Raw genomic sequence first — 17,904 nt, forward strand, 5'->3', positions numbered from 1 at the left:
TGGATCCCGGCCAAAAGCATGCCGGGATAACGGGGCGGCCCCGATACCTGGCCGGTCAGGCGGCGGCGCGGAAGCCGGTGGGGCTCACGCCCCTATGGCGTTTGAAGGCGGCGCTGAAGCCGAAGGCGTCCGCGTAGCCGAGGGATCTGGCTATCTGGGCGACGGTGAGATCGGTTGCGGTGAGCAGTTCTTCGGCTTCCTCCATGCGGAGTTCGGTGAGGTAGGCCAGGGGTGGGGTGCCCATGATCGCGGTGAAGCGTTTGGCGAACAGGGCGCGGGAGACGCCCGCCTGCGCGGCCAGCGTGGCCACCGTCCAGGGCAGGCCGGGGCGGGCGTGGATCGCCTCCAGGGCGGGGGCGACCAGGGGATCGTCCACGCCGCGATACCAGCCGGGAGCGTCGGCTCCGGCCTGTTCGAACCAGCTGCGCAGGGTGCACACCAGGCCCCAGTCCAGCAGCCGGTCCATCATGGCCTGTGAGCCCGCGCTGTGGCTGACGGCCTCGGTGGCAACGGCTTCCATCCACGGGCAGATATCGGCGTCCTCGTGGATGACCAGTACCGGCGGCAGCGCGCGCACCAGGCGTTCGTGGCGGCGCGAGGCGGCGCGGTACGCGCCCACCAGCAGGGCGGTCGCCGCACCGGAATCCTCTCCCCAGCTGATCCCGCTCAAATCCGCTGCGGTGCAATCGACTTCGGCGAAGCAGGCGATCTCGTACTCGGTGTGCGGCACCCCGAGCGATTCGGGCCGGTCGGTGAGATGGAACGGTTCGGGACCCCGCACGATCACGGTGTCATCGGCGGCGAGGCGTTGCCGAGTGCCGTCCGCCAGCACCAGGGTGCCGCCGCCGCGCAGCACGGTGATCATGGTCATGGGCGCGCCGTCCGCGAAGCGAATGGTCCAGGGCGCGGTGAGCACCGCGTGCGTGACCACCGATCCTTCGGCGCGAATTCCGCTCAGCAGCTGACTCAAGGGGTCCACGTATCGAGCGTAGACGAATTCCTATCGATCGGAGCGGATCACCCATGGATCGTCCACGCCGCAGCCGGTGTACTGGATGCAGCACCGCACGACCACCGCTCGATCAGGAGGAATTCCCTTGTCGCACAACGATAGTCGTACCGCTCTCATCGTCGTCTCGCATCATCGCGCCGATTCGCTGACCGCGCATATCGCCCGCCGCACCGCCACCCAGCTCGAGGACGCCGGATACGCGATCGATCTGCTGGACCTGACCGCCGAGGGTTTCGACCCGCGCATGAACACCGCGGATCAGCCCGATTGGAATGACCGCGACAAGACCTACTCCCCCGAGGTCCAGGACCATATGCGCCGAATCCTGGCCGCCGACTTGATCATTCCCGTCTTCCCCATCTACTGGGGTTACGCACCCGCCCTACTGAAGGGCTGGGTCGATCGCGTCTGGAACTACGGCTTCGCCTACGGCCGCAGTAAGCCCAAGCTCGCGGGCAAACGCATGCTCTGGCTCGGCCTGGCGGGCGCGACCGCCGACGACATGATCATCCCCGCCATCCAGACCATGCTGGACACCCAGCTCAGCGGCGCGATCGCCTACTACTGCGGCGTCTCCGACTCCCGCACCGTGGTCCTCCCCGATGCCGAGGAACGCCCTCAGCGCCTGGACGCCGAGGGCAAACTCGACATCGGCGACGCGGTCCAGGGCGCGGCCCGCGACGCCCACTTCGCCGCCTTCGAACGCAAAGCGGCGGAACACGTTTCGGACTTCCTGGCGGCCGACCGCGTCCCAGCCTAGCCCCGTCATCCCGGCATGCTTTTGGCCGGGATCCACACCATCAGGCATCAACCACCCGCGTGGATCCCGGCCAAAAACGCGCCGGGATGACGAGTGAACTACGCGCCGGTCACCCAGGGTGTGCCGGTGATGAGTTCATAAGCCTGCATGTACTTCTGGCGGGTCACCTCGACGACCTCCGCCGGAAGCTCGGGACCCGGGTATTCCTTGTTCCAGCCGGTGCCGGTGGACCAGTCGCGCACGTACTGCTTGTCGAAGGACGCCTGCGGGCGGCCGGGAGCGTAGTCGGCGGCGGGCCAGAAGCGGGAGGAATCGGAGGTGAGCACCTCATCCCCGAGGGTGAGAACCTCACCGTCCCAGCCGAATTCGACCTTGGTGTCGGCGATGATCACACCGCGCTCGGCGGCGTGCGCGGCACCGCGCGAATAGATGTCGAGCGTCAGGTCGCGGAGCTTGTTCGCGACCTCCTCGCCCTCCTGGTTGATCACATCGGCGAACGAGATGGGCTCATCGTGGCCCTCATCGGCCTTGGAGGAGGGGGTGAAGAGCGGTTCGGGCAGTTTGTCGCCGTCCACCAGCCCCGGCGGCAGCGCGATACCGGATACGGTGCCGCTGCGCTTGTACTCGGCCAGCCCGCCACCGGTCAGGTAACCGCGCGCGACGCATTCGACCTTCAGCATCTTCAGCGGCTTGACCCGCACCCCGCGCCCGGCGAACTCCGCGGGCACATCGGTGGTGGAGACGATGTGATTGGGAATGGTGTCGAAGAACCCGAACCACCAGTTGGACAGCTGGGTGAGCATGGCCCCCTTGTCCGGAATCGGGGTGGGCAGCACCACGTCGTACACCGACACCCGGTCGGATGCGACCAGGATCAGCGAATCGCCGTCCTCGTACAGGTCGCGCACCTTACCGGCGTGAATGTGCTTCAACTTTGTCCTCCTCAGACTGGATCGCTGCCGCCGCACAGCCTACCGAGGCGCTCACATGCGCCGGGACGGGCATGCGACCGCCACGCGCCGCACCGACATGGCATTGTTGGGACCGTTGGCTTTATGGCGGGCAGCGCCGCCCGCAGCACTTGCGAGAGCGAAGGAGCACCCTTGTCCGCACCGAATCTCACCCGCGAGCAGGCGATCGAGCGCGCCGCGACGGTCCAGGTGGATAACTACCGCGTCGAACTGGACCTGACCGGGCAGCCCACCAGCGCCGAAGCGGCGACCAGTGACCTGTTCTTCTCGCGTTCCACGGTGACATTCACGGCGACGCCGGGCGCGAGCACCTTCATCGACTTCGTCGGCGCGGGCGTGCGCTCCGCAGTGCTGAACGGTGTCGCGGTCGATGTGAGCGATTACGACGAATCCAAGGGCCTGACCCTGACCGGGCTGGCCGCGCGCAATGAACTGATCATCGAGGCCGATGCCGAGTACTCGCACACCGGTGAGGGCCTGCACCGGTTCGTCGACCCCACCGATAACAAGGTGTACCTGTACTCGCAGTTCGAAACCGCCGATGCCAAGCGCATGTTCGCGTGCTTCGACCAGCCGGACCTCAAGGCCACCTACGACGTGATCGTCACCGCGCCCGCGGATTGGGAGGTCATCTCCAACGGTGCTACGACCTCGACCAAGACCATCGGCGCGGTCGTGGAGCACACCTTCGACACCACCCCGCGCATGAGCACCTATCTGGTGGCGCTCATCGCCGGACCGTACGCCAAGTGGACCGACACCTTCGTCGACGAGCACGGGGATATCCCGCTCGGCATCTACTGCCGCGCCTCGCTCGCCGAATTCATGGACCATGAACGGCTTTTCACCGAAACCAAGCAGGGTTTCGGCTTCTATCACACCAATTTCGGTGTGCCCTATGCCTTCGGCAAGTACGACCAGCTGTTCGTGCCCGAATTCAACGCGGGCGCAATGGAGAACGCGGGCGCGGTCACCTTCCTGGAAGATTATGTGTTCCGCTCCAAGGTGACTCGCGCGTCCTACGAGCGCCGCTGCGAGACCGTGCTGCACGAAATGGCGCACATGTGGTTCGGCGATCTGGTCACCATGAAGTGGTGGGACGACCTGTGGTTGAACGAATCGTTCGCCACCTTCGCCTCGGTGCTGTGCCAGGTGAGCGCGACCGAATACACCAATGCCTGGACCACTTTCGCGAATGTGGAGAAGTCCTGGGCGTACCGGCAGGACCAGCTGCCCTCCACGCACCCCATCGCCGCGGACATCCCGGATCTGCACGCGGTCGAGGTGAACTTCGACGGAATCACCTACGCCAAGGGCGCTTCGGTGCTCAAGCAGCTGGTCGCGTACGTCGGGCAGGAGCCGTTCCTGGCCGGTCTGCGCGACTATTTCACCGAACACGCCTACGGCAACGCCACTTTCGATGATCTGGTGGGTGCGCTGGAGAAGGCGTCCGGGCGTGATCTGTCCGATTGGGGCGCGCAGTGGCTCAAGACCACCGGCCTGAATATCCTGCGGCCGGAGTTCACCGTCGACGCGGAGGGCAAGTACGACTCGTTCACCGTCATCCAGGACGGTGCGGAGCCGGGTGCGGGTGAGCGGCGTACGCACCGCCTGGCCATCGGCGTTTATGACGATCAGGACGGAAAGCTGGTGCGCACCAAGCGCGTCGAGCTCGATATCGATCCGGCCGAGCGCACCGAGGTGCCCGAGCTGATCGGTGTCGCACAGGGCAAGCTGGTGCTGGTCAATGACGACGACCTCACCTACTGCTCGGTGCGGCTGGACTCCGGTTCGCTCGAGACCGTGGTCGATCGCATCGCCGATATCGCCGAACCGCTGCCGCGCACGCTGGCCTGGTCGGCCGCCTGGGAGATGACCCGGCAGGCCGAGATGCGGGCACGCGATTTCGTGGCGCTGGTGCAGCGCGGCGTCGGCTCGGAGACCGAAATCGGTGTGGTGCAACGCCTTCTGATGCAGGCGCACACCGCCATCTCCTCCTACTCCGATCCGAACTGGGCCATCGAGACCGGCTGGCCGGAGTTCGCCGACCGCCTGCTGTCGCTGGCGCGGGCCGCCGAGCCGGGTTCGGATTACCAGCTGGCCTTCGTGAACGCCCTCACCGGCGCGCACCTGTCGGTCCGCCACGTCGAGGCGCTGCGCCAGGTCCTCGAGGGCGATCCGGCCGCCGCGCTGCCCGGCCTGGAGGTCGACACCGATCTGCGCTGGCGGCTCATCCAGGCGCTGGCCGCCGCCGGTGATATCGACAACGACGGCACCGAAACCCCGATCATCGACGGCGAACTCGCGCGCGACGACACCGCCGCGGGTCGCCGCCAGGCCGCTGCGGCCGCCACCGCCCGCCCGCAGATCCCGGTCAAGGCGCAGGCCTGGGCCACGGTCATGGATGACGATTCGGTCCCGAACATCACCGCCCGGGCCATCGTCGCGGGCTTCGCACCCGTCGGCCAGGCGCACCTGCTGACCCCCTATGTCGAACGCTACTTCGCCGAAATCCCGTCGGTCTGGGATCGCCGCTCCAGCGAAGTCGCGCAAACCGTAGTGGTCGGCCTCTACCCGCACTGGGCCATCTCCGACGAGGCCGTGGCGGTCGCCGACAAGTTCCTCTCCGGCGACCTCCCACCCGCCCTCCGCCGCCTCGTGGTGGAAGGCAAAGCAGGCATCGAGCGCTCCCTGCGCGCCCGCGCCTTCGACCGCGGCTAGCCCGTAAACCCGTAGTCCCACAGCCCCTTTCGCACTGAGCGGGAGGGGCTGTGGCATTTCTGGGGCCTCTCGTAATCCCGGCACGTTCTCGGCCGGAAGCACGCCGGGATGACTAGGGGAACCACGCTGCTGTGAGCGGATCCGCCGTGGGCAGCATGGGCGGAAATCGCGGATCCGGTGCGGCACGGTGGAGTCATGGCACAGGACGAGAAGACGCCGATGTTCAACTGGCGCACACGGGAACAGCTGTTCGGCAAGCGGATTCTGGTGCTGGACGGCGGACTGGACGATGACAACGGGTCGCTGCTCATGACGCAGCTGCTGCAATTGGCGGCGGAGGATCCCGAGACCGGGATCTCGCTGTGGATTCATTCGCCGGGCGGATCGGTGCCCGCCATGCTGGCGATCCGGGACGTGATGCGGCTGGTGCCGTGTGACGTTTCCACTCTGGCGCTCGGATTGGCTTGCAGCGCAGGGCAATTCCTGCTCTCCTCGGGGACGCCCGGCAAGCGGTTCGCGCTGCCGCACGCGCGGATCCTCATGCATCAGGGATCGGCCGGAATCGGCGGCAGCGCGGTCGAGGTGGAGGTGCAGGCCGATGATCTGCGCTACACCGTGCAGACCGTGCTCGGGCTGATCGCGCAGGACACCGGGCAGCCGTTCGACCAGATCTACGAGGACTCGCTGCACGATCGCTGGTTCACCGCGACGCAGGCCAAGGAGTACGGATTCATCGACGAGATCGTCGAATCCTTCTGGCAGATCATCCCGCAGAAGCAGAAGATGGGAATCTCGGCATGAGCAGCTACACCATCCCCAATGTGATCGCCCAGCATCCGCGCGGTGAGCGCATCATGGACGTCTACTCGCATCTGCTGGCCGAGCGCATCGTATACCTGGGCACCCCAATAGATTCCGGCGTCGCCAACGCCCTGATCGCGCAACTCCTGCACCTGGAAGCCGACAGCCCCGGCCAGGAGATCAACCTGTACGTCAACTGCGAGGGCGGCGACCTGACCGCCATGCTCGCGGTCTACGACACCATGCAGCACATCTCCGCACCCGTCGCGACAACCTGTGTGGGACAGGCGATCGCGGTCGGCGCGGTACTGCTGTCGGGCGGCGCCAAGGGCATGCGCACCATGCTCCCGCATGCCCGCGTGGTCCTGCACCAGCCCGCCATCAGCGGCCGCGGCACCATCCCCGACCTGATCATCCAGGCCGACGAGGTGGTCCGCCTGCGCGGCCAGGTCGAAGCCATCCTCTCCGCCCACACCGGCCAACCCCTGGAAACCCTCCGCCGCGATACCGACCGCGACCGCGTCTTCACCCCCGAAGCCGCCCTCGCCTACGGCCTCGTGGACCGAATCCTCGACCCCCGAGCCTGATTCACCGCTCGTCGGGCGCGATGAGGAAGCGGTGTAGCCCCGCGCTCCGCGCATCACCAGCGGAGCACGGGCACGCCGCGCGCCCGAGGGCCCGAGGGCCCGAGGGCCCGAGGGCCGCGAAGCAGACTGCCACGACGTCCCCGCGATCGAACAACGAAGGCCGGAGTAGCGAGCGAAGGCAGAGATCCCGCGGAAGGCTCGCCCCCAGTCATCGTGGTGGCGACAGAACTATGGCACCCGGGTGCAAGGCCGCCGCGTGGCGAAACACTTTGACCACCCGACCACTCTCGGTCGAATACCCGTGCCTCCCACCGAAGTCGAGGTTGCGGGCGGTATCCGACGGCGGGTCAGGCGGCGAGGAGCAGGGCGTTATATGCCTGGGCGGTGGGGCGCTGGACCGGGGCGGGGCGCGGGGTGGCGGGGATCGCGGCCAGACGCTGGCGGCGCAGAGCGTCCGCGACCTGCTGAGTGAGGCCGATCAGGTCGGTGCCGAGGGCTCCGGCCAGGGCGGCGATCATTTCGCTGGAGGGTTCCTTGCGGCCGCGCTCCACCTCGGAGAGGTACTGCGGTGAGATGCCCGCGCGCCCAGCCGTTTCGACGAGCTTCTCACCGTTCGCCTGACGCATGGCCCGCAGTTCCGCGCCGAGTACCTCGCGCCAGAGCGGTTCGCGGACCGCGCGGAGGGTGCGGGGCTGGTCGCTCGGGCGGCGGGCTTCGGGATGCTTCCCGGGCTCGCCTACGACCGGTTGCAGTGCCGGGCGGGTCAGCTCACCGCGCGCCTCGCCGACGGCTTGCGGGCCTGAGGTTTCGGACCGCTCGGCAAGTCCGCCGGGGATGGAATGAAGACGCGGCAGCTCGGACATGGTCCGAGCGTAAGTCGGACCGCCCCGTGGCGCGCTTCGTTCTGCTCTGAGCAGAAGGAATCGCGGCCGGGGTGTGGATGCCGAAAGCGCGCCGGGATGACGAGCAGTAGACGTACGCGACGACGCCACTTGCCAACGCGCACAGCCCCGGCCCTCAGGGGTTATGCAGCGCACCCCTTCCCTCTGCGGGCACCGGGCAGGCCGGGGCGCGGAGACGGAAGGGGTGCGAAAGTGTCCGGCGTCGCGCGTATTCGCGACGCCGGTGCGGATGTCAGACGCGGCCGATGGCGGCGGCCATGACGCGCACCGCGGAGACCAGGCCGTCGATCAGGTCGCCCTGGCGGAAGGAGCTCTGGGCGGCGGTGGAGCCGAGCTGGCAGACGCGGTCGTTGGCGCGCTCGGCGACATCGCGGCCGGAGCGGACCTCGACGGCGCGGGCGTTCGGGTCGACGGCGATCAGGACCGAGCGGGCGGCCTCGGGGGTGCCGGGGAAGACCGCGTCGGCGCCGGCGCCGGAATCCGCGCCCAGATCACCGATGAAGATGTTGAACCGCACCTTGGTGGCGCGGGTGGCATCGGTGAGCGCGTTGTCCATGAGCAGGCGCTCGTGATCGGTGAACGGCACCTCGCTGAACACATCGCCGGCCTCGTGCACGCCGGAGACGCGCCCGCTGACGGTGACGGCGTAGCCGTGCGGTAGCTCGGCCTCATTCACAGCGGGCCAATTAGAACTTGCCACTTGCCCGGCCTCCGATCAGGTCCGCCGCGGCGGATTCGATAGCAGCATGGTTGCCATGCGATGACTCAGCATTGTCGTGATGACCGGAACCGGTCACCTCGTCGGTCGCGCTCCACAGCACGGGAGGCTGGGTCCACTTGGCGCCCAGCGCGAAGTGGTCCGGCTTCTTGCCGGGCAGCGGCTTACCGAGGAACGACAATCCGGCGATCACCAAATAGATCGCAAGCGGGATGCCGACGTAGATCAGCACTGTCTGGAGAATGCTCACAGCCCAACGGTAATCGATGCCCGGATCGCTTCCGCCGACCGGTGAGCGTGTGCGCGCACGTGTCGTCGTGATCTAGCTCAAACAAGCCACGCAGTCGAGTTTGCCGGAAGTTTTCCAGCGCTAATCGGAGCGCTCGTCAGCAACACCTCTCCCGCGGGTAGCGATATCGCCGCATCCGTGGCATTCAGCACACACAACAGCCCGCCTTCGCGTCGAAATGCCAGGCAGCCCGGCGGACTTCCGTACCACTCCAGTCCGGGCCCGGCGAATTCCTTTCGCTCGGCCCGCAATTCGATCGCCATCCGATACAGCGACAGCATGGAGTCCAAGCGCTCCAACTGTTTCTCCACCGTCAGCGCCGACCACTGCGGCGGCATGGGCAGCCACGGCGCACCCGAGGTGAATCCGAACGGCGGCTGTTCGCCCTCCCAGGGCAGTGGCACCCGGCAGCCGTCCCGGCCGCGCTGGGTATGCCCGGACCGCTCCCAGGTCGGATCCTGGAGTGCTGCCTCGGGCAGGTCGTCGACATTGGGCAGCCCCAATTCCGCACCGTTGTAGATGAATACGCTGCCCGGCAGCGCCAACTCCAGCATGATCATGGCCCGCGCCCGCGCCTGCCCCAGCGCACCGCCGCCGTACCGGCTGACCTCGCGCTCGACATCGTGATTGGACAGCGTCCAGGTGGGACTCGCACCGACCGCGGCGACCGAGCGCAGCGAATTGTCCACGGCGTCACGGATTCTGTCGGGATGGAACGGCGTCTCCGCTAATCGAAAATTGAATGCCAGATGTAGCTCGTCCGGTCGCACGTATTCGCCGAATCTGATGTTGTCGTCGACCCACACCTCACCGATCGACACCGCGTTCGGGTATTCGTCCATAACGCGGCGCAGGCGGCGATGAATCTCGTGCACGCCCGGATTGTTGAACCGCGGATCATCATCGTCGTGCACCACCAAATGGTCTTCGCCGATGGGCCGGGTGGGCAGTTCCATATCGGGTAGACCAGCAGGTTTGGCCATTCCGTGCGCGACGTCGATACGGAATCCGTCGACACCGCGATTCAGCCAGAACCGGATGGTCTGCTCGAAATCCGCTGCCACCTCCGGATTCTCCCAATTCAGATCCGGTTGCTCGGGCGCGAACAGATGCAGATACCACTGCCCGGGTCTGCCATCGGCCTCGATGACGCGGGTCCAGGCCGGGCCGCCGAAGATCCCGGGCCAATTGTTCGGCGGCACACTGCCATCGGGCCCGCGACCGTCCCGGAACCAGTAGCGGGCGCGCTCGGGACTCCCCGGCCCCGACGCCAATGCCGCACGGAACCAACGATGCTGATCGCTGGTGTGATTGGGCACCAGATCCATGGTGACCCGGATATGCCGGTGATGCGCCTCGTCGATCAGATCGTCCAGCGCGCCCATCCCGCCGAACAGCGGATCGATATCGCGCGGATCTGAGACGTCGTAACCGCCATCGGCCATGGGCGAGCGCATGACCGGGCAGATCCACAGCGCGTCCACCCCCAGCAACTCCAGATAGCCCATCTTGTCGCGCAATCCGCGCAGGTCACCGACGCCGTCACCATCGGAATCCGCGAACGAGCGCGGATACACCTGATAGAACACCGCGGATCGCCACCACGGCGGCTGCGGAAACAGCGCATCCGGCACGGCGGGAGGAACAGCGCCGGGCACGGCGGCGAAGTTGTCGGTCACAGCCGTAATGGTGCCTCAGCCCGCCGACACTCGAGGGGGTGACGACGACACTTGTCCAGATTCAGCAAATGATCAGCGGGCGAGCCGCGGAACCGGAAAGGCTCTGGGGGCCTACAACTTCTGCGCCAGGAATTCAGATGGGCGAGTTCATGAGCGAATTGGCGGCCATCTCGAAGTAGTCCAGCAGCTGCTTGCGATGGGCGTCGTCGAGCAGTGCGGGCTCGATCTCGGCGACCGCGATATGCATGGCGCGCAGCCAGGCATCGCGCTCGATCGGACCGACCTTGAAGGGGTGGTGCCGCATCCGCAGACGCGGATGTCCGCGCTCGTCACCGTAGGTGCGCGGGCCACCCCAGTACTGCTCCAGGAACATCCGCAGCCGACGCTCGGCGGGCCCGAGATCCTCTTCCGGATAGAGCGGGCGTAGCACCTCATCGGCGGCCACCTCACGGTAGAAGGCAGCCACGATCCGCTCGAAGGTCTTTGCCCCACCCACCGCCTCGTAGAAGGAAGTCGCTGTCTGCTCGCCCGAAGTCACGCCACCATTGTGCCCGTCCCGTCGATATCGCACGGCCCGGGGCGGTGTTCCGGGGTGATGATCTCGGGGGAACCGGCTGGTCGCGGGCGGTGTCTCATACCGTCATGAGTCGTTCATCCGTTTGTGCCCGACAATGTGCGAAATCACCGTGCAATGTGCGCCGTTCCATGGTCAACTGGGTGGCAGTCTGCCGATTACCACACCATCGGACGAATACGAATTCGGGGTATAGCCCATGAAGCAGCGGCACGGCGCCCGGCACGAGGCGCGCACGCACCGACAACTCCAGCCCGCCGATGTCCACAATCGTGGGTCGGGGGCTACTCCGCTGCACATCTTGTCCGAACATTCCTATCCCGATGCGCATCATGATCATTCCGCGCATCGCCCGGCCGATGTCCCTCCCGGCCTGAGCTGGAGCAAGAGTCGCGTTCTGCTCCTGAACGCCACCTATGAACCGCTCACCGCGCTATCCGCGCGCCGCGCCGTCGTACTGCTCATCTGCGATAAGGCGCATACCGTTCACGACAATCCCGAAGGTCCGGTCGTGCATTCCGCCGGCACCTCGGTGGCGCTCCCCTCGGTGATTCGACTACGCACCTACGTGCACGTCCCCTACCGCGCCCGCGTGCCCATGACCCGCGCCGCGCTCATGCACCGAGATCGCTACCGCTGCGCCTACTGCGGCGGCAAAGCCGAGACCATCGACCACGTGATCCCGCGCAGCCGCGGCGGCGCGCACTCGTGGGAAAACTGTGTGGCCTCCTGCGCCCCCTGCAATCACCGTAAGGCCGACAAACTGCTCAGCGATCTGGGCTGGACACTGCACCATCAACTGGTGTCCCCCAAGGGCCCGCACTGGCGACTACTCACCGCCAGTTCGGAATTGGACCCGACCTGGCTGCAGTACCTCGGCGAAGGCGCCGCCTGACACAGACGCCCACCACTTCAGCTGTATTCGCTGACCAGCAACGCCCACGTGCCGGGCTCGAGCGCCTCGAACACATGCGGCGAATCGCCGGGGTAGCAGATGTAATCCCCCGGACCCAGTTCCACGGGCGCATCGGCCGGGCCGACCTTCGCGCGCCCGCCACCGAGCACGATGTGCTCCACCACGCCGTGACTGTGCGGATCCGAATCGCGAGAGTGGCCGGGCTCGGCCTTGATTCGATAGATATCCCGCCGTGCGTTGGGCGGTGAGGCGGACAGCAGCGTCGTCCGATACTCCGACTGGGACGAGGCGAGCATCGCCCCCTCCCCCGCGCGAATCACCTGAACCATCGGCCGCGGCGGATCCAGCAGGCGCGAGAACGGAATATCCAGCGCCACGCACAGCGCCCACAGCGTCTCGATACTCGGATTCCCCGACCCCGACTCCAGTTGCGAGAGAGTCGATTTCGCGATCCCGGCCTTCTTCGCGACCTCGGTCAGCGAGAGACCGGCGCGGGCGCGCTCCCGGCGCAGGGCAGCGGCTATCGCCTCTTGCGGAGACGCGGCGGAGGGGCTGTCGGACACGGTCATATCGGCTTCACACAGTACCCGGCACATCCACGCGAACACGACTTCGACCAACGCGCCGCCGGCATGCGCGCACGGTTCGATGAATCGGTCCACAACGTCGGAACGACTCACGCACGGGCGAACGCCGCTCACGGATGTGTGAGCGACGGAACGCCCTCCGGCGGCACCGCATGGACACGACGAAATGGCCAGGTGAGGAATGGTTTCCTGGCCGTTGGGCAATGATGTGAACCCTTTGACTTACCGAGCGGGTTGCGTTCAATATAGACGGCATGCGTTCGATATGGCGAACACTCGATCGGGGTGTACTGACTGGGATTGCGGCGATCTGCCTGGCGGTCGCCATGATCGGCGTGTCCTACGGAGCTACGGCCGTGACCGCCGGATTCCCCATCTGGCTGCCCATGCTGCTGAGCGTGGCCGTGGTCGCGGGCGGATCCGAATTCGTCTTCCTGGGCATTCTGACCGCGGGCGGCAGCCTGATCGCAGCCGTACTGGCCGGACTGCTGGTCAACGCCCGGCACGTGCCCTACGGGCTATCCGTGCCCGATGTCGTCGGCACCGGCTGGCGGCGGCTCGTGGGCACCCACGTCATGAACGACGAATCGGTCGCCATGGCCCTGGCCCAACCCGACCGCACCCGCCGCCGCGCCGCCTACTGGCTCTGCGGCCTCGCGGTGCTGGCCGCCTGGCCACTGGGCGCGGCAATCGGCGCGATGCTCGGCTCGGTCGTCCCCAACCCCAATGCCTTCGGCCTGGACGCGGTCTTCCCCGCGGTGCTCATCACCCTGGTGCTGCCCGCCCTGCGCGATCGGCTCACTCGCACCGCCGCACTCGCCGGAGCGGCCATCGCCGCGATCTCCACCCCCTTCCTGGGCGCGGGCCTGCCGGTCCTACTCGCACTGACCGCCGTACTACTGGTCGCGAAGCGCGCGGGAGAGGTCGATTCCGCCGATCCGGTCGATACCCCCGGAACGAATATGCCCGCCGAGACGAGCGACACCGCAGGCATGACCGGCCGCGCCGGGGCGGTCGGCTCGACCGATGTGGACATGCGCGCCACCCCGACCGACACCACCGGCTCCGGCAGACCCTTCCCGGGCGCCGAAGTCGCCGCGGCTGCCGCGAACCAAGCGGAGATGAGTTCCGCGCCATTGGTATCGAGCAGCACACGCACCTAACCACCTGCGGCGCAGCACTTTTCCGGCTCGCCGGAGAGCCGCTCCCCGAACCCGATGTCAACGACCACCGGAACGAATCCCGCGAGAGGGGCCCGGATGACCAGCACACTGCTTGTCGGAGTTATCGCACTTGCCGTGGGCACCTACGCTTTCCGATTCGCCGGACCGGCGTTGCGCAGCCGCGTGAAGGTCTCGCCGCGAACCGTGAAGCTGCTCGAGATCGCCTCGGTAGTACTGCTGGCGGCGTTGGCGGTGACCACGCTGGTGCCGTCCGGGTCCGGAGATTTCGGACTGGCGCTTCCGGCGGGGGTGCTCGCCGCCGCCGTGCTGGCGTGGCGGCGAGCACCGCTATTGGTGGTGATTCTCGCGGCGGCCGTGATCACCTCGGGACTGCGGATGCTCGGCGTGCACTGACGAAAGCCTCAGGCGCGCAGCAGGTTCACCAGGCGAGACCAGGCGTCTTCGGCGTATTCGGGGCGGTACCAGTGGCGGCCGGGGTAGACGAAGCCGTGCGGGGCGTCCTCGTAGACGATTAGTTCGTGGTCGACATTGCTCTCGGCGAGTGCTTTTCGCAGCTCGTCGCGGGCTTCGGCGTCGATCAGAGGATCTTGCCCACCGAAGAACAGCAGGACTCTACCGGTGATCCCGGCGGTGGACTCGATGGTGGGTTCCGGTGTGGAGAGCGGGATTTCGGTGGTGGTGAGCCAGCCGGGGTAGAAGGCGGCCAGCACGTTCAGGTGGAGTTGGGTGGCGGCGTAATAGGCGACGTGGCCGCCCGCGCTGAAGCCCACCATGCCCACCGCGGTGGCACCGCGACGATTCAGTTCCGCGATACAGGCGGAGATGTCGGCTACCGCTCCGGGGCGGTCGAGGGTGCGGAGCAGGGCCAGTCCACGTTCGCGGCCCTGCGGGGTCCAGTCCAGGTCGGCACGAGGTTCGGTGCGGTAGAACAGGTCCGGGACCAGGACCGTGACACCGAGCGCGGCGAGGCGCTCGGCGGCGGCCAGCACCGAGTCGTGCAGACCGTAGATCTCATGTCCGACAACGACTCCCGGATAGTCGCCGGGGGTCTTCGGACGCGCGAGATAGGTGGCCATTACGCCACCGTCGACCTCGATCGAGAGCCATTCGGTCACGATGCCGGTATCACTCATGCGCTCAAGGTAACCACGGCTCTCCGAGCTGACCAATCGGGAAATCTATCGCTGCCATCGGCTTATCGATGGCAGCGATGGATCCGCGAAAGTCAGTGCGAGAGCAGCGGAATCGCGGGGCCGCGACGGCGGGCCACCGAACCGTAGCGCGCGTCCAGGCGCAGCCAGGTGCGGGCGGCCCGGACCCGGACGATCTCATCGACCGAAATGCGCCGGGAGTCGGTCTTCTCGCCGCCGTGCGGGATGAAATCCATTGCGGCGAGCGCGAAGACGACGCGCATGGGAACCTCGACCTCTTCACCCGCCCCGGACACGGTGAGCACCGTCTGATCCAGTAGCGAGGCGGGCGGGCCGTGGCTGGAGCCGTGCTCCTGCGCCAATTCCGCTCCGCGCTCGGCCAATTCGACGAGCATGCGGGCGGGTATGTCATCGATGTGCACGAATCCGGACTCGGGCGGCAGCGCACTGCGCCAGGCCGAATCCATGGCGTAGCCCAGCGGGAACGGTTGCGCCGGGCCCGGGCCGTGCAGCCCGGACAGTACGGTGTCACCGCTCACGGTCACATCGTCGGTGCCGAGCACGGCCACCACGGTGCGCACCGCCAGCGCCTCGAAACCGGTTCCGGCCCAGGCGGAGACATAGCGATCCCCGCGACGGCGCAGCCGAATGACCGCGCCCGGATCCAGGCGCACCGCATGGGTGATGAAGGCGGCCAGATTCTCGCGTTCCGCGGGGTCTGGAATATGCAGGGTGAGTTCGCCGAACGTCACTGTGGTCGGGCTCGGCTCAGTCGGCCAGCCACAGCGACAGATAATCCCGCTCCGCGGGGTCGAGGCGGCGTAGTCGCTGGGTGTCGATATCGAAGGCGGCGAGCTGGGTGGAGGCGATCACCGCGGGCGGGGACGCCGGATCCGCACCCGCGGCACGCACCTCGTAGCCGACGGTGAAGTCGACCGCGCGCATGCGATCGATCCACATGGACACATCCAGCGGCGAATCCTCGTGCCGCAGCTGACCCTTGTACTGCACCCGCAGATCCGCGAGCACGCAGCCCGAGCGTAACCGCACGGTGGGCCGGTCATCGGTGAACAACCAGGGGATGCGAGCCTCCTCCAGCAGGGTCACCATGCGCGCATGGTTGATGTGCTGGAAGGCGTCCATATCGGACCAGCGCACCTCGACCCTGGTGTGGAAGCGGGCGGGTTGCGCCTGCGTCTTGCCCTGGTCACTCAATGAACCGACACTCGTCAACGCGGTACCTCCGATTGGGCGCCCACCCCGCTCACCATGCTGCGTACCTGTCGTGCCGCAACGGACAGCGTGGCCAGGTCGTGGGTTCCGGATTCGAACAGCTCCGACAGAGCGGCGCGAGCGCGACCCAGACGGGACTGATTTTTCGACTCCCAGTATGCAATTTTCTCCTCGGCCGTCTCCTCCGGGTCACCGGCGGAGAGCACATCGAGGGTCAGCGAGCGCAGTGAACCGTACATATCGTCGCGCAGTGCGAGCCGGGCGAGCGCGTGCCAGCGATCACCGCGTTCCAGGTGGCTGACCGCCTGCAACAGCCAATCGATCTTGAGGTGATCGTTGAGCGCGTAGTACAGCGCACCCACCTCCTCACCCGAGCGATCGGTGATATCGGCGATATCGATCACATCGAGCAGCGGGAAGAGATTCAGCAGTCCCAGGACCTCGGTGGCGAGATCGGACGGCGCACCCTTGGCCATGATCGCCTGCGACTGCTCGGTCAGCGTGTCGATGTGATGTCCGCGCAGCCAGCCGTGCACCTTGGGCGTGAGCTGACGCACCTCCTGCGCGTAGCGATGGATCTCGGCACCGACCGCGATGGGCTGCGGACGGTTGTTGAGCAGCCAGCGCGAGGCGCGATCCAGGGTGCGCTTGGTCTCGAGTTCGAGCGCGTCCTTCATCCCGGTGGAGATGTCGGCGGCGCGAATGCGATCCCAGGTGGCGTGCAGCCCGAAGATCTGGGTGGCGGCGGTGAAGGCGCGCACCGCATCGGAGGCGGTGGCCCCGATCTCCTCATTGAGCCGGTGCGCGTAGGTGATGCCGCCCAGATCCACCATCTCGTTGATCAGCATGGTGGTGGTGATCTCACGGCGCAGCCGGTGCTTCTTGATGGCCGTGCCGAAGCGGGTGCGCAGCGGGGTCGGGAAATAGTGCGGCAGGCGCGCGGAGAAGTGCGCGCTGTCCGGCAGATCGCTGGCCAGCAGATCGGTCTTGAGCGAAAGCTTCACGTGCGCCATGAGATTGGACAGTTCCGGCGAGGTGAGGCCGACGCCCTGTTCCTGCCGCGACTTCATCTCGGCATCGCTGGGCAGCGCCTCGAGTTCGCGGTCCAGGCCGCGACGGGTCTCGAGTTCCTCGATGACGCGCTGGTGCACGTTCAGCATGCGCGGGGCCTCGGCCCGGGACATGCCCATGAGGTAGTTCTGAGAGACGTTGTCGCGCAGCACGAGTGCGGCGACCTCATCGGTCATGGAGGCCAGCAGCGGATTGCGTTCGGCGGGCAGCAGCTGACCCGACGACACCACGCCGTCGAGCAGAACCTTGATATTGACCTCGTGGTCCGAGCAGTCCACGCCCGCGGAATTGTCCAGCGCGTCGGTGTTCATCTTGCCGCCGAGACGGCAGAACTCGATGCGTCCCAGGGCCGTCGCGCCCAGGTTGCCGCCCTCGCCGATCACCTTGACGCGCAATTCATTCGCGCTCACCCGGATCGCGTCATTGGACTTGTCGCCCACTTCGGCATTGGTCTCGGTGCTCGCCTTGATATAGGTGCCGATACCGCCGTTCCAGAGCAGACCCACCGGGGACGTCAGAATGGCGCGCATCAATTCCGGCGGCGACAGCGCGGTGATATCGGCGGCCAGGCCGAGCACCTCGCGAACCTGCTCGCTGATCGGAATGGACTTCACCGTGCGGTCGAAAACGCCGCCGCCCTCGCTGATCAGCGTGCGATCGTAATCCGCCCACGAAGAACGCGGCAGCGCGAACATGCGCTCGCGCTCGACGAACGAGCGTTCGGCGTCGGGATTGGGATCCAGGAAGA

At 66.9% G+C, this 17,904-nt stretch carries 19 protein-coding genes; 7 read left to right on the top strand and 12 right to left on the bottom strand.

Annotated elements, in window-relative coordinates; translation table 11 throughout:
• Window positions 1-55 precede the first annotated feature (55 nt).
• The gene (locus ACFVUS_RS15040) at window positions 56-979 is read right to left on the bottom strand and encodes an AraC family transcriptional regulator (RefSeq protein WP_387765294.1); all 924 of its coding nucleotides are present in this window, start codon (window positions 977-979) and stop codon (window positions 56-58) included.
• Between the two features lie 118 nt (window positions 980-1,097).
• Between ACFVUS_RS15040 and ACFVUS_RS15045 the strand changes: the two genes are divergently transcribed.
• Complete coding sequence (locus ACFVUS_RS15045; protein ID WP_387765296.1) at window positions 1,098-1,772, top strand: NAD(P)H oxidoreductase; 675 nt, start codon at window positions 1,098-1,100, stop codon at window positions 1,770-1,772.
• Window positions 1,773-1,870: 98 nt separating this feature from the next.
• Here ACFVUS_RS15045 and ACFVUS_RS15050 read toward each other — a convergent pair whose 3' ends face one another.
• Window positions 1,871-2,704 (bottom strand): phosphoribosylaminoimidazolesuccinocarboxamide synthase, encoded by an 834-nt coding sequence (locus tag ACFVUS_RS15050; protein WP_387765298.1) that lies wholly within the window; start codon window positions 2,702-2,704, stop codon window positions 1,871-1,873.
• A gap of 171 nt (window positions 2,705-2,875) precedes the next feature.
• Here ACFVUS_RS15050 and pepN point away from each other — a divergent pair, with 171 nt between their 5' ends.
• From pepN to ACFVUS_RS15065, 3 genes are all read left to right on the top strand, one after another.
• Window positions 2,876-5,464: an aminopeptidase N gene (gene pepN / locus ACFVUS_RS15055; protein WP_387765300.1), complete on the top strand. Its 2,589-nt coding sequence runs from the start codon at window positions 2,876-2,878 to the stop codon at window positions 5,462-5,464.
• 195 nt (window positions 5,465-5,659) lie between these two features.
• Window positions 5,660-6,265, top strand: a complete 606-nt coding sequence (locus ACFVUS_RS15060) for a ClpP family protease (protein ID WP_387765302.1) — start codon at window positions 5,660-5,662, stop codon at window positions 6,263-6,265.
• Window positions 6,262-6,852, top strand: a complete 591-nt coding sequence (locus ACFVUS_RS15065; protein ID WP_387765304.1) for a ClpP family protease — start codon at window positions 6,262-6,264, stop codon at window positions 6,850-6,852. The genes ACFVUS_RS15060 and ACFVUS_RS15065 overlap by 4 nt, the downstream gene beginning before the upstream one ends.
• A gap of 347 nt (window positions 6,853-7,199) precedes the next feature.
• Here the strand turns inward: ACFVUS_RS15065 and ACFVUS_RS15070 are convergent, their stop codons facing one another.
• From ACFVUS_RS15070 to ACFVUS_RS15090, 5 genes are all read right to left on the bottom strand, one after another.
• Window positions 7,200-7,487, bottom strand: coding sequence for a helix-turn-helix domain-containing protein (locus ACFVUS_RS15070; RefSeq protein ID WP_387765602.1), 288 nt, complete (start codon window positions 7,485-7,487; stop codon window positions 7,200-7,202).
• Window positions 7,488-7,986: 499 nt separating this feature from the next.
• Complete coding sequence (locus tag ACFVUS_RS15075) at window positions 7,987-8,454, bottom strand: DUF5130 domain-containing protein (protein ID WP_375955361.1); 468 nt, start codon at window positions 8,452-8,454, stop codon at window positions 7,987-7,989.
• A complete protein-coding gene (locus ACFVUS_RS15080; RefSeq protein WP_364629408.1) occupies window positions 8,441-8,722 on the bottom strand; it encodes a hypothetical protein in 282 nt (93 codons plus the stop codon). The genes ACFVUS_RS15075 and ACFVUS_RS15080 overlap by 14 nt, the downstream gene beginning before the upstream one ends.
• A gap of 77 nt (window positions 8,723-8,799) precedes the next feature.
• Window positions 8,800-10,395 carry a glycoside hydrolase family 13 protein gene (locus tag ACFVUS_RS15085; RefSeq protein WP_387765605.1) on the bottom strand — a complete coding sequence of 532 codons (1,596 nt, stop codon included), beginning with the start codon at window positions 10,393-10,395 and terminating at the stop codon, window positions 8,800-8,802.
• A gap of 178 nt (window positions 10,396-10,573) precedes the next feature.
• The gene (locus ACFVUS_RS15090) at window positions 10,574-10,978 is read right to left on the bottom strand and encodes a globin (protein ID WP_387765307.1); all 405 of its coding nucleotides are present in this window, start codon (window positions 10,976-10,978) and stop codon (window positions 10,574-10,576) included.
• Window positions 10,979-11,213: 235 nt separating this feature from the next.
• On the opposite strand from ACFVUS_RS15090, the gene ACFVUS_RS15095 reads away from it, so the two are divergent.
• A complete protein-coding gene (locus ACFVUS_RS15095; protein ID WP_387765309.1) occupies window positions 11,214-11,909 on the top strand; it encodes an HNH endonuclease in 696 nt (231 codons plus the stop codon).
• A 17-nt stretch (window positions 11,910-11,926) separates the two neighbouring features.
• On the opposite strand, the gene ACFVUS_RS15100 is transcribed toward ACFVUS_RS15095, so the two are convergent.
• Window positions 11,927-12,499, bottom strand: coding sequence for a helix-turn-helix domain-containing protein (locus tag ACFVUS_RS15100; RefSeq protein ID WP_387765311.1), 573 nt, complete (start codon window positions 12,497-12,499; stop codon window positions 11,927-11,929).
• A 272-nt stretch (window positions 12,500-12,771) separates the two neighbouring features.
• On the opposite strand from ACFVUS_RS15100, the gene ACFVUS_RS15105 reads away from it, so the two are divergent.
• Both ACFVUS_RS15105 and ACFVUS_RS15110 read left to right on the top strand, forming a co-directional pair.
• On the top strand, window positions 12,772-13,680 hold the full coding sequence (locus tag ACFVUS_RS15105) for an AzlC family ABC transporter permease (protein ID WP_387765313.1): 909 nt from the start codon (window positions 12,772-12,774) through the stop codon (window positions 13,678-13,680).
• A 96-nt stretch (window positions 13,681-13,776) separates the two neighbouring features.
• On the top strand, window positions 13,777-14,094 hold the full coding sequence (locus tag ACFVUS_RS15110) for an AzlD domain-containing protein (protein WP_387765315.1): 318 nt from the start codon (window positions 13,777-13,779) through the stop codon (window positions 14,092-14,094).
• 8 nt (window positions 14,095-14,102) lie between these two features.
• Here the strand turns inward: ACFVUS_RS15110 and ACFVUS_RS15115 are convergent, their stop codons facing one another.
• The 4 genes from ACFVUS_RS15115 to ACFVUS_RS15130 all read right to left on the bottom strand — a co-directional run.
• Window positions 14,103-14,834 (bottom strand): dienelactone hydrolase family protein, encoded by a 732-nt coding sequence (locus ACFVUS_RS15115; protein ID WP_387765317.1) that lies wholly within the window; start codon window positions 14,832-14,834, stop codon window positions 14,103-14,105.
• A 92-nt stretch (window positions 14,835-14,926) separates the two neighbouring features.
• A complete protein-coding gene (locus tag ACFVUS_RS15120) occupies window positions 14,927-15,604 on the bottom strand; it encodes a hypothetical protein (RefSeq protein ID WP_387765319.1) in 678 nt (225 codons plus the stop codon).
• Window positions 15,605-15,620: 16 nt separating this feature from the next.
• Entirely contained in the window at window positions 15,621-16,067 is a 447-nt protein-coding gene (locus tag ACFVUS_RS15125; protein ID WP_375955372.1) for an acyl-CoA thioesterase, read from the bottom strand.
• Between the two features lie 14 nt (window positions 16,068-16,081).
• Window positions 16,082-17,904: NAD-glutamate dehydrogenase domain-containing protein (locus ACFVUS_RS15130; RefSeq protein WP_387765321.1), on the bottom strand; the 1,823-nt coding region annotated here is incomplete at its 5' end.

It is taken from the genome of Nocardia sp. NPDC058058 (assembly GCF_042885355.1).
GTDB lineage: Bacteria > Actinomycetota > Actinomycetes > Mycobacteriales > Mycobacteriaceae > Nocardia.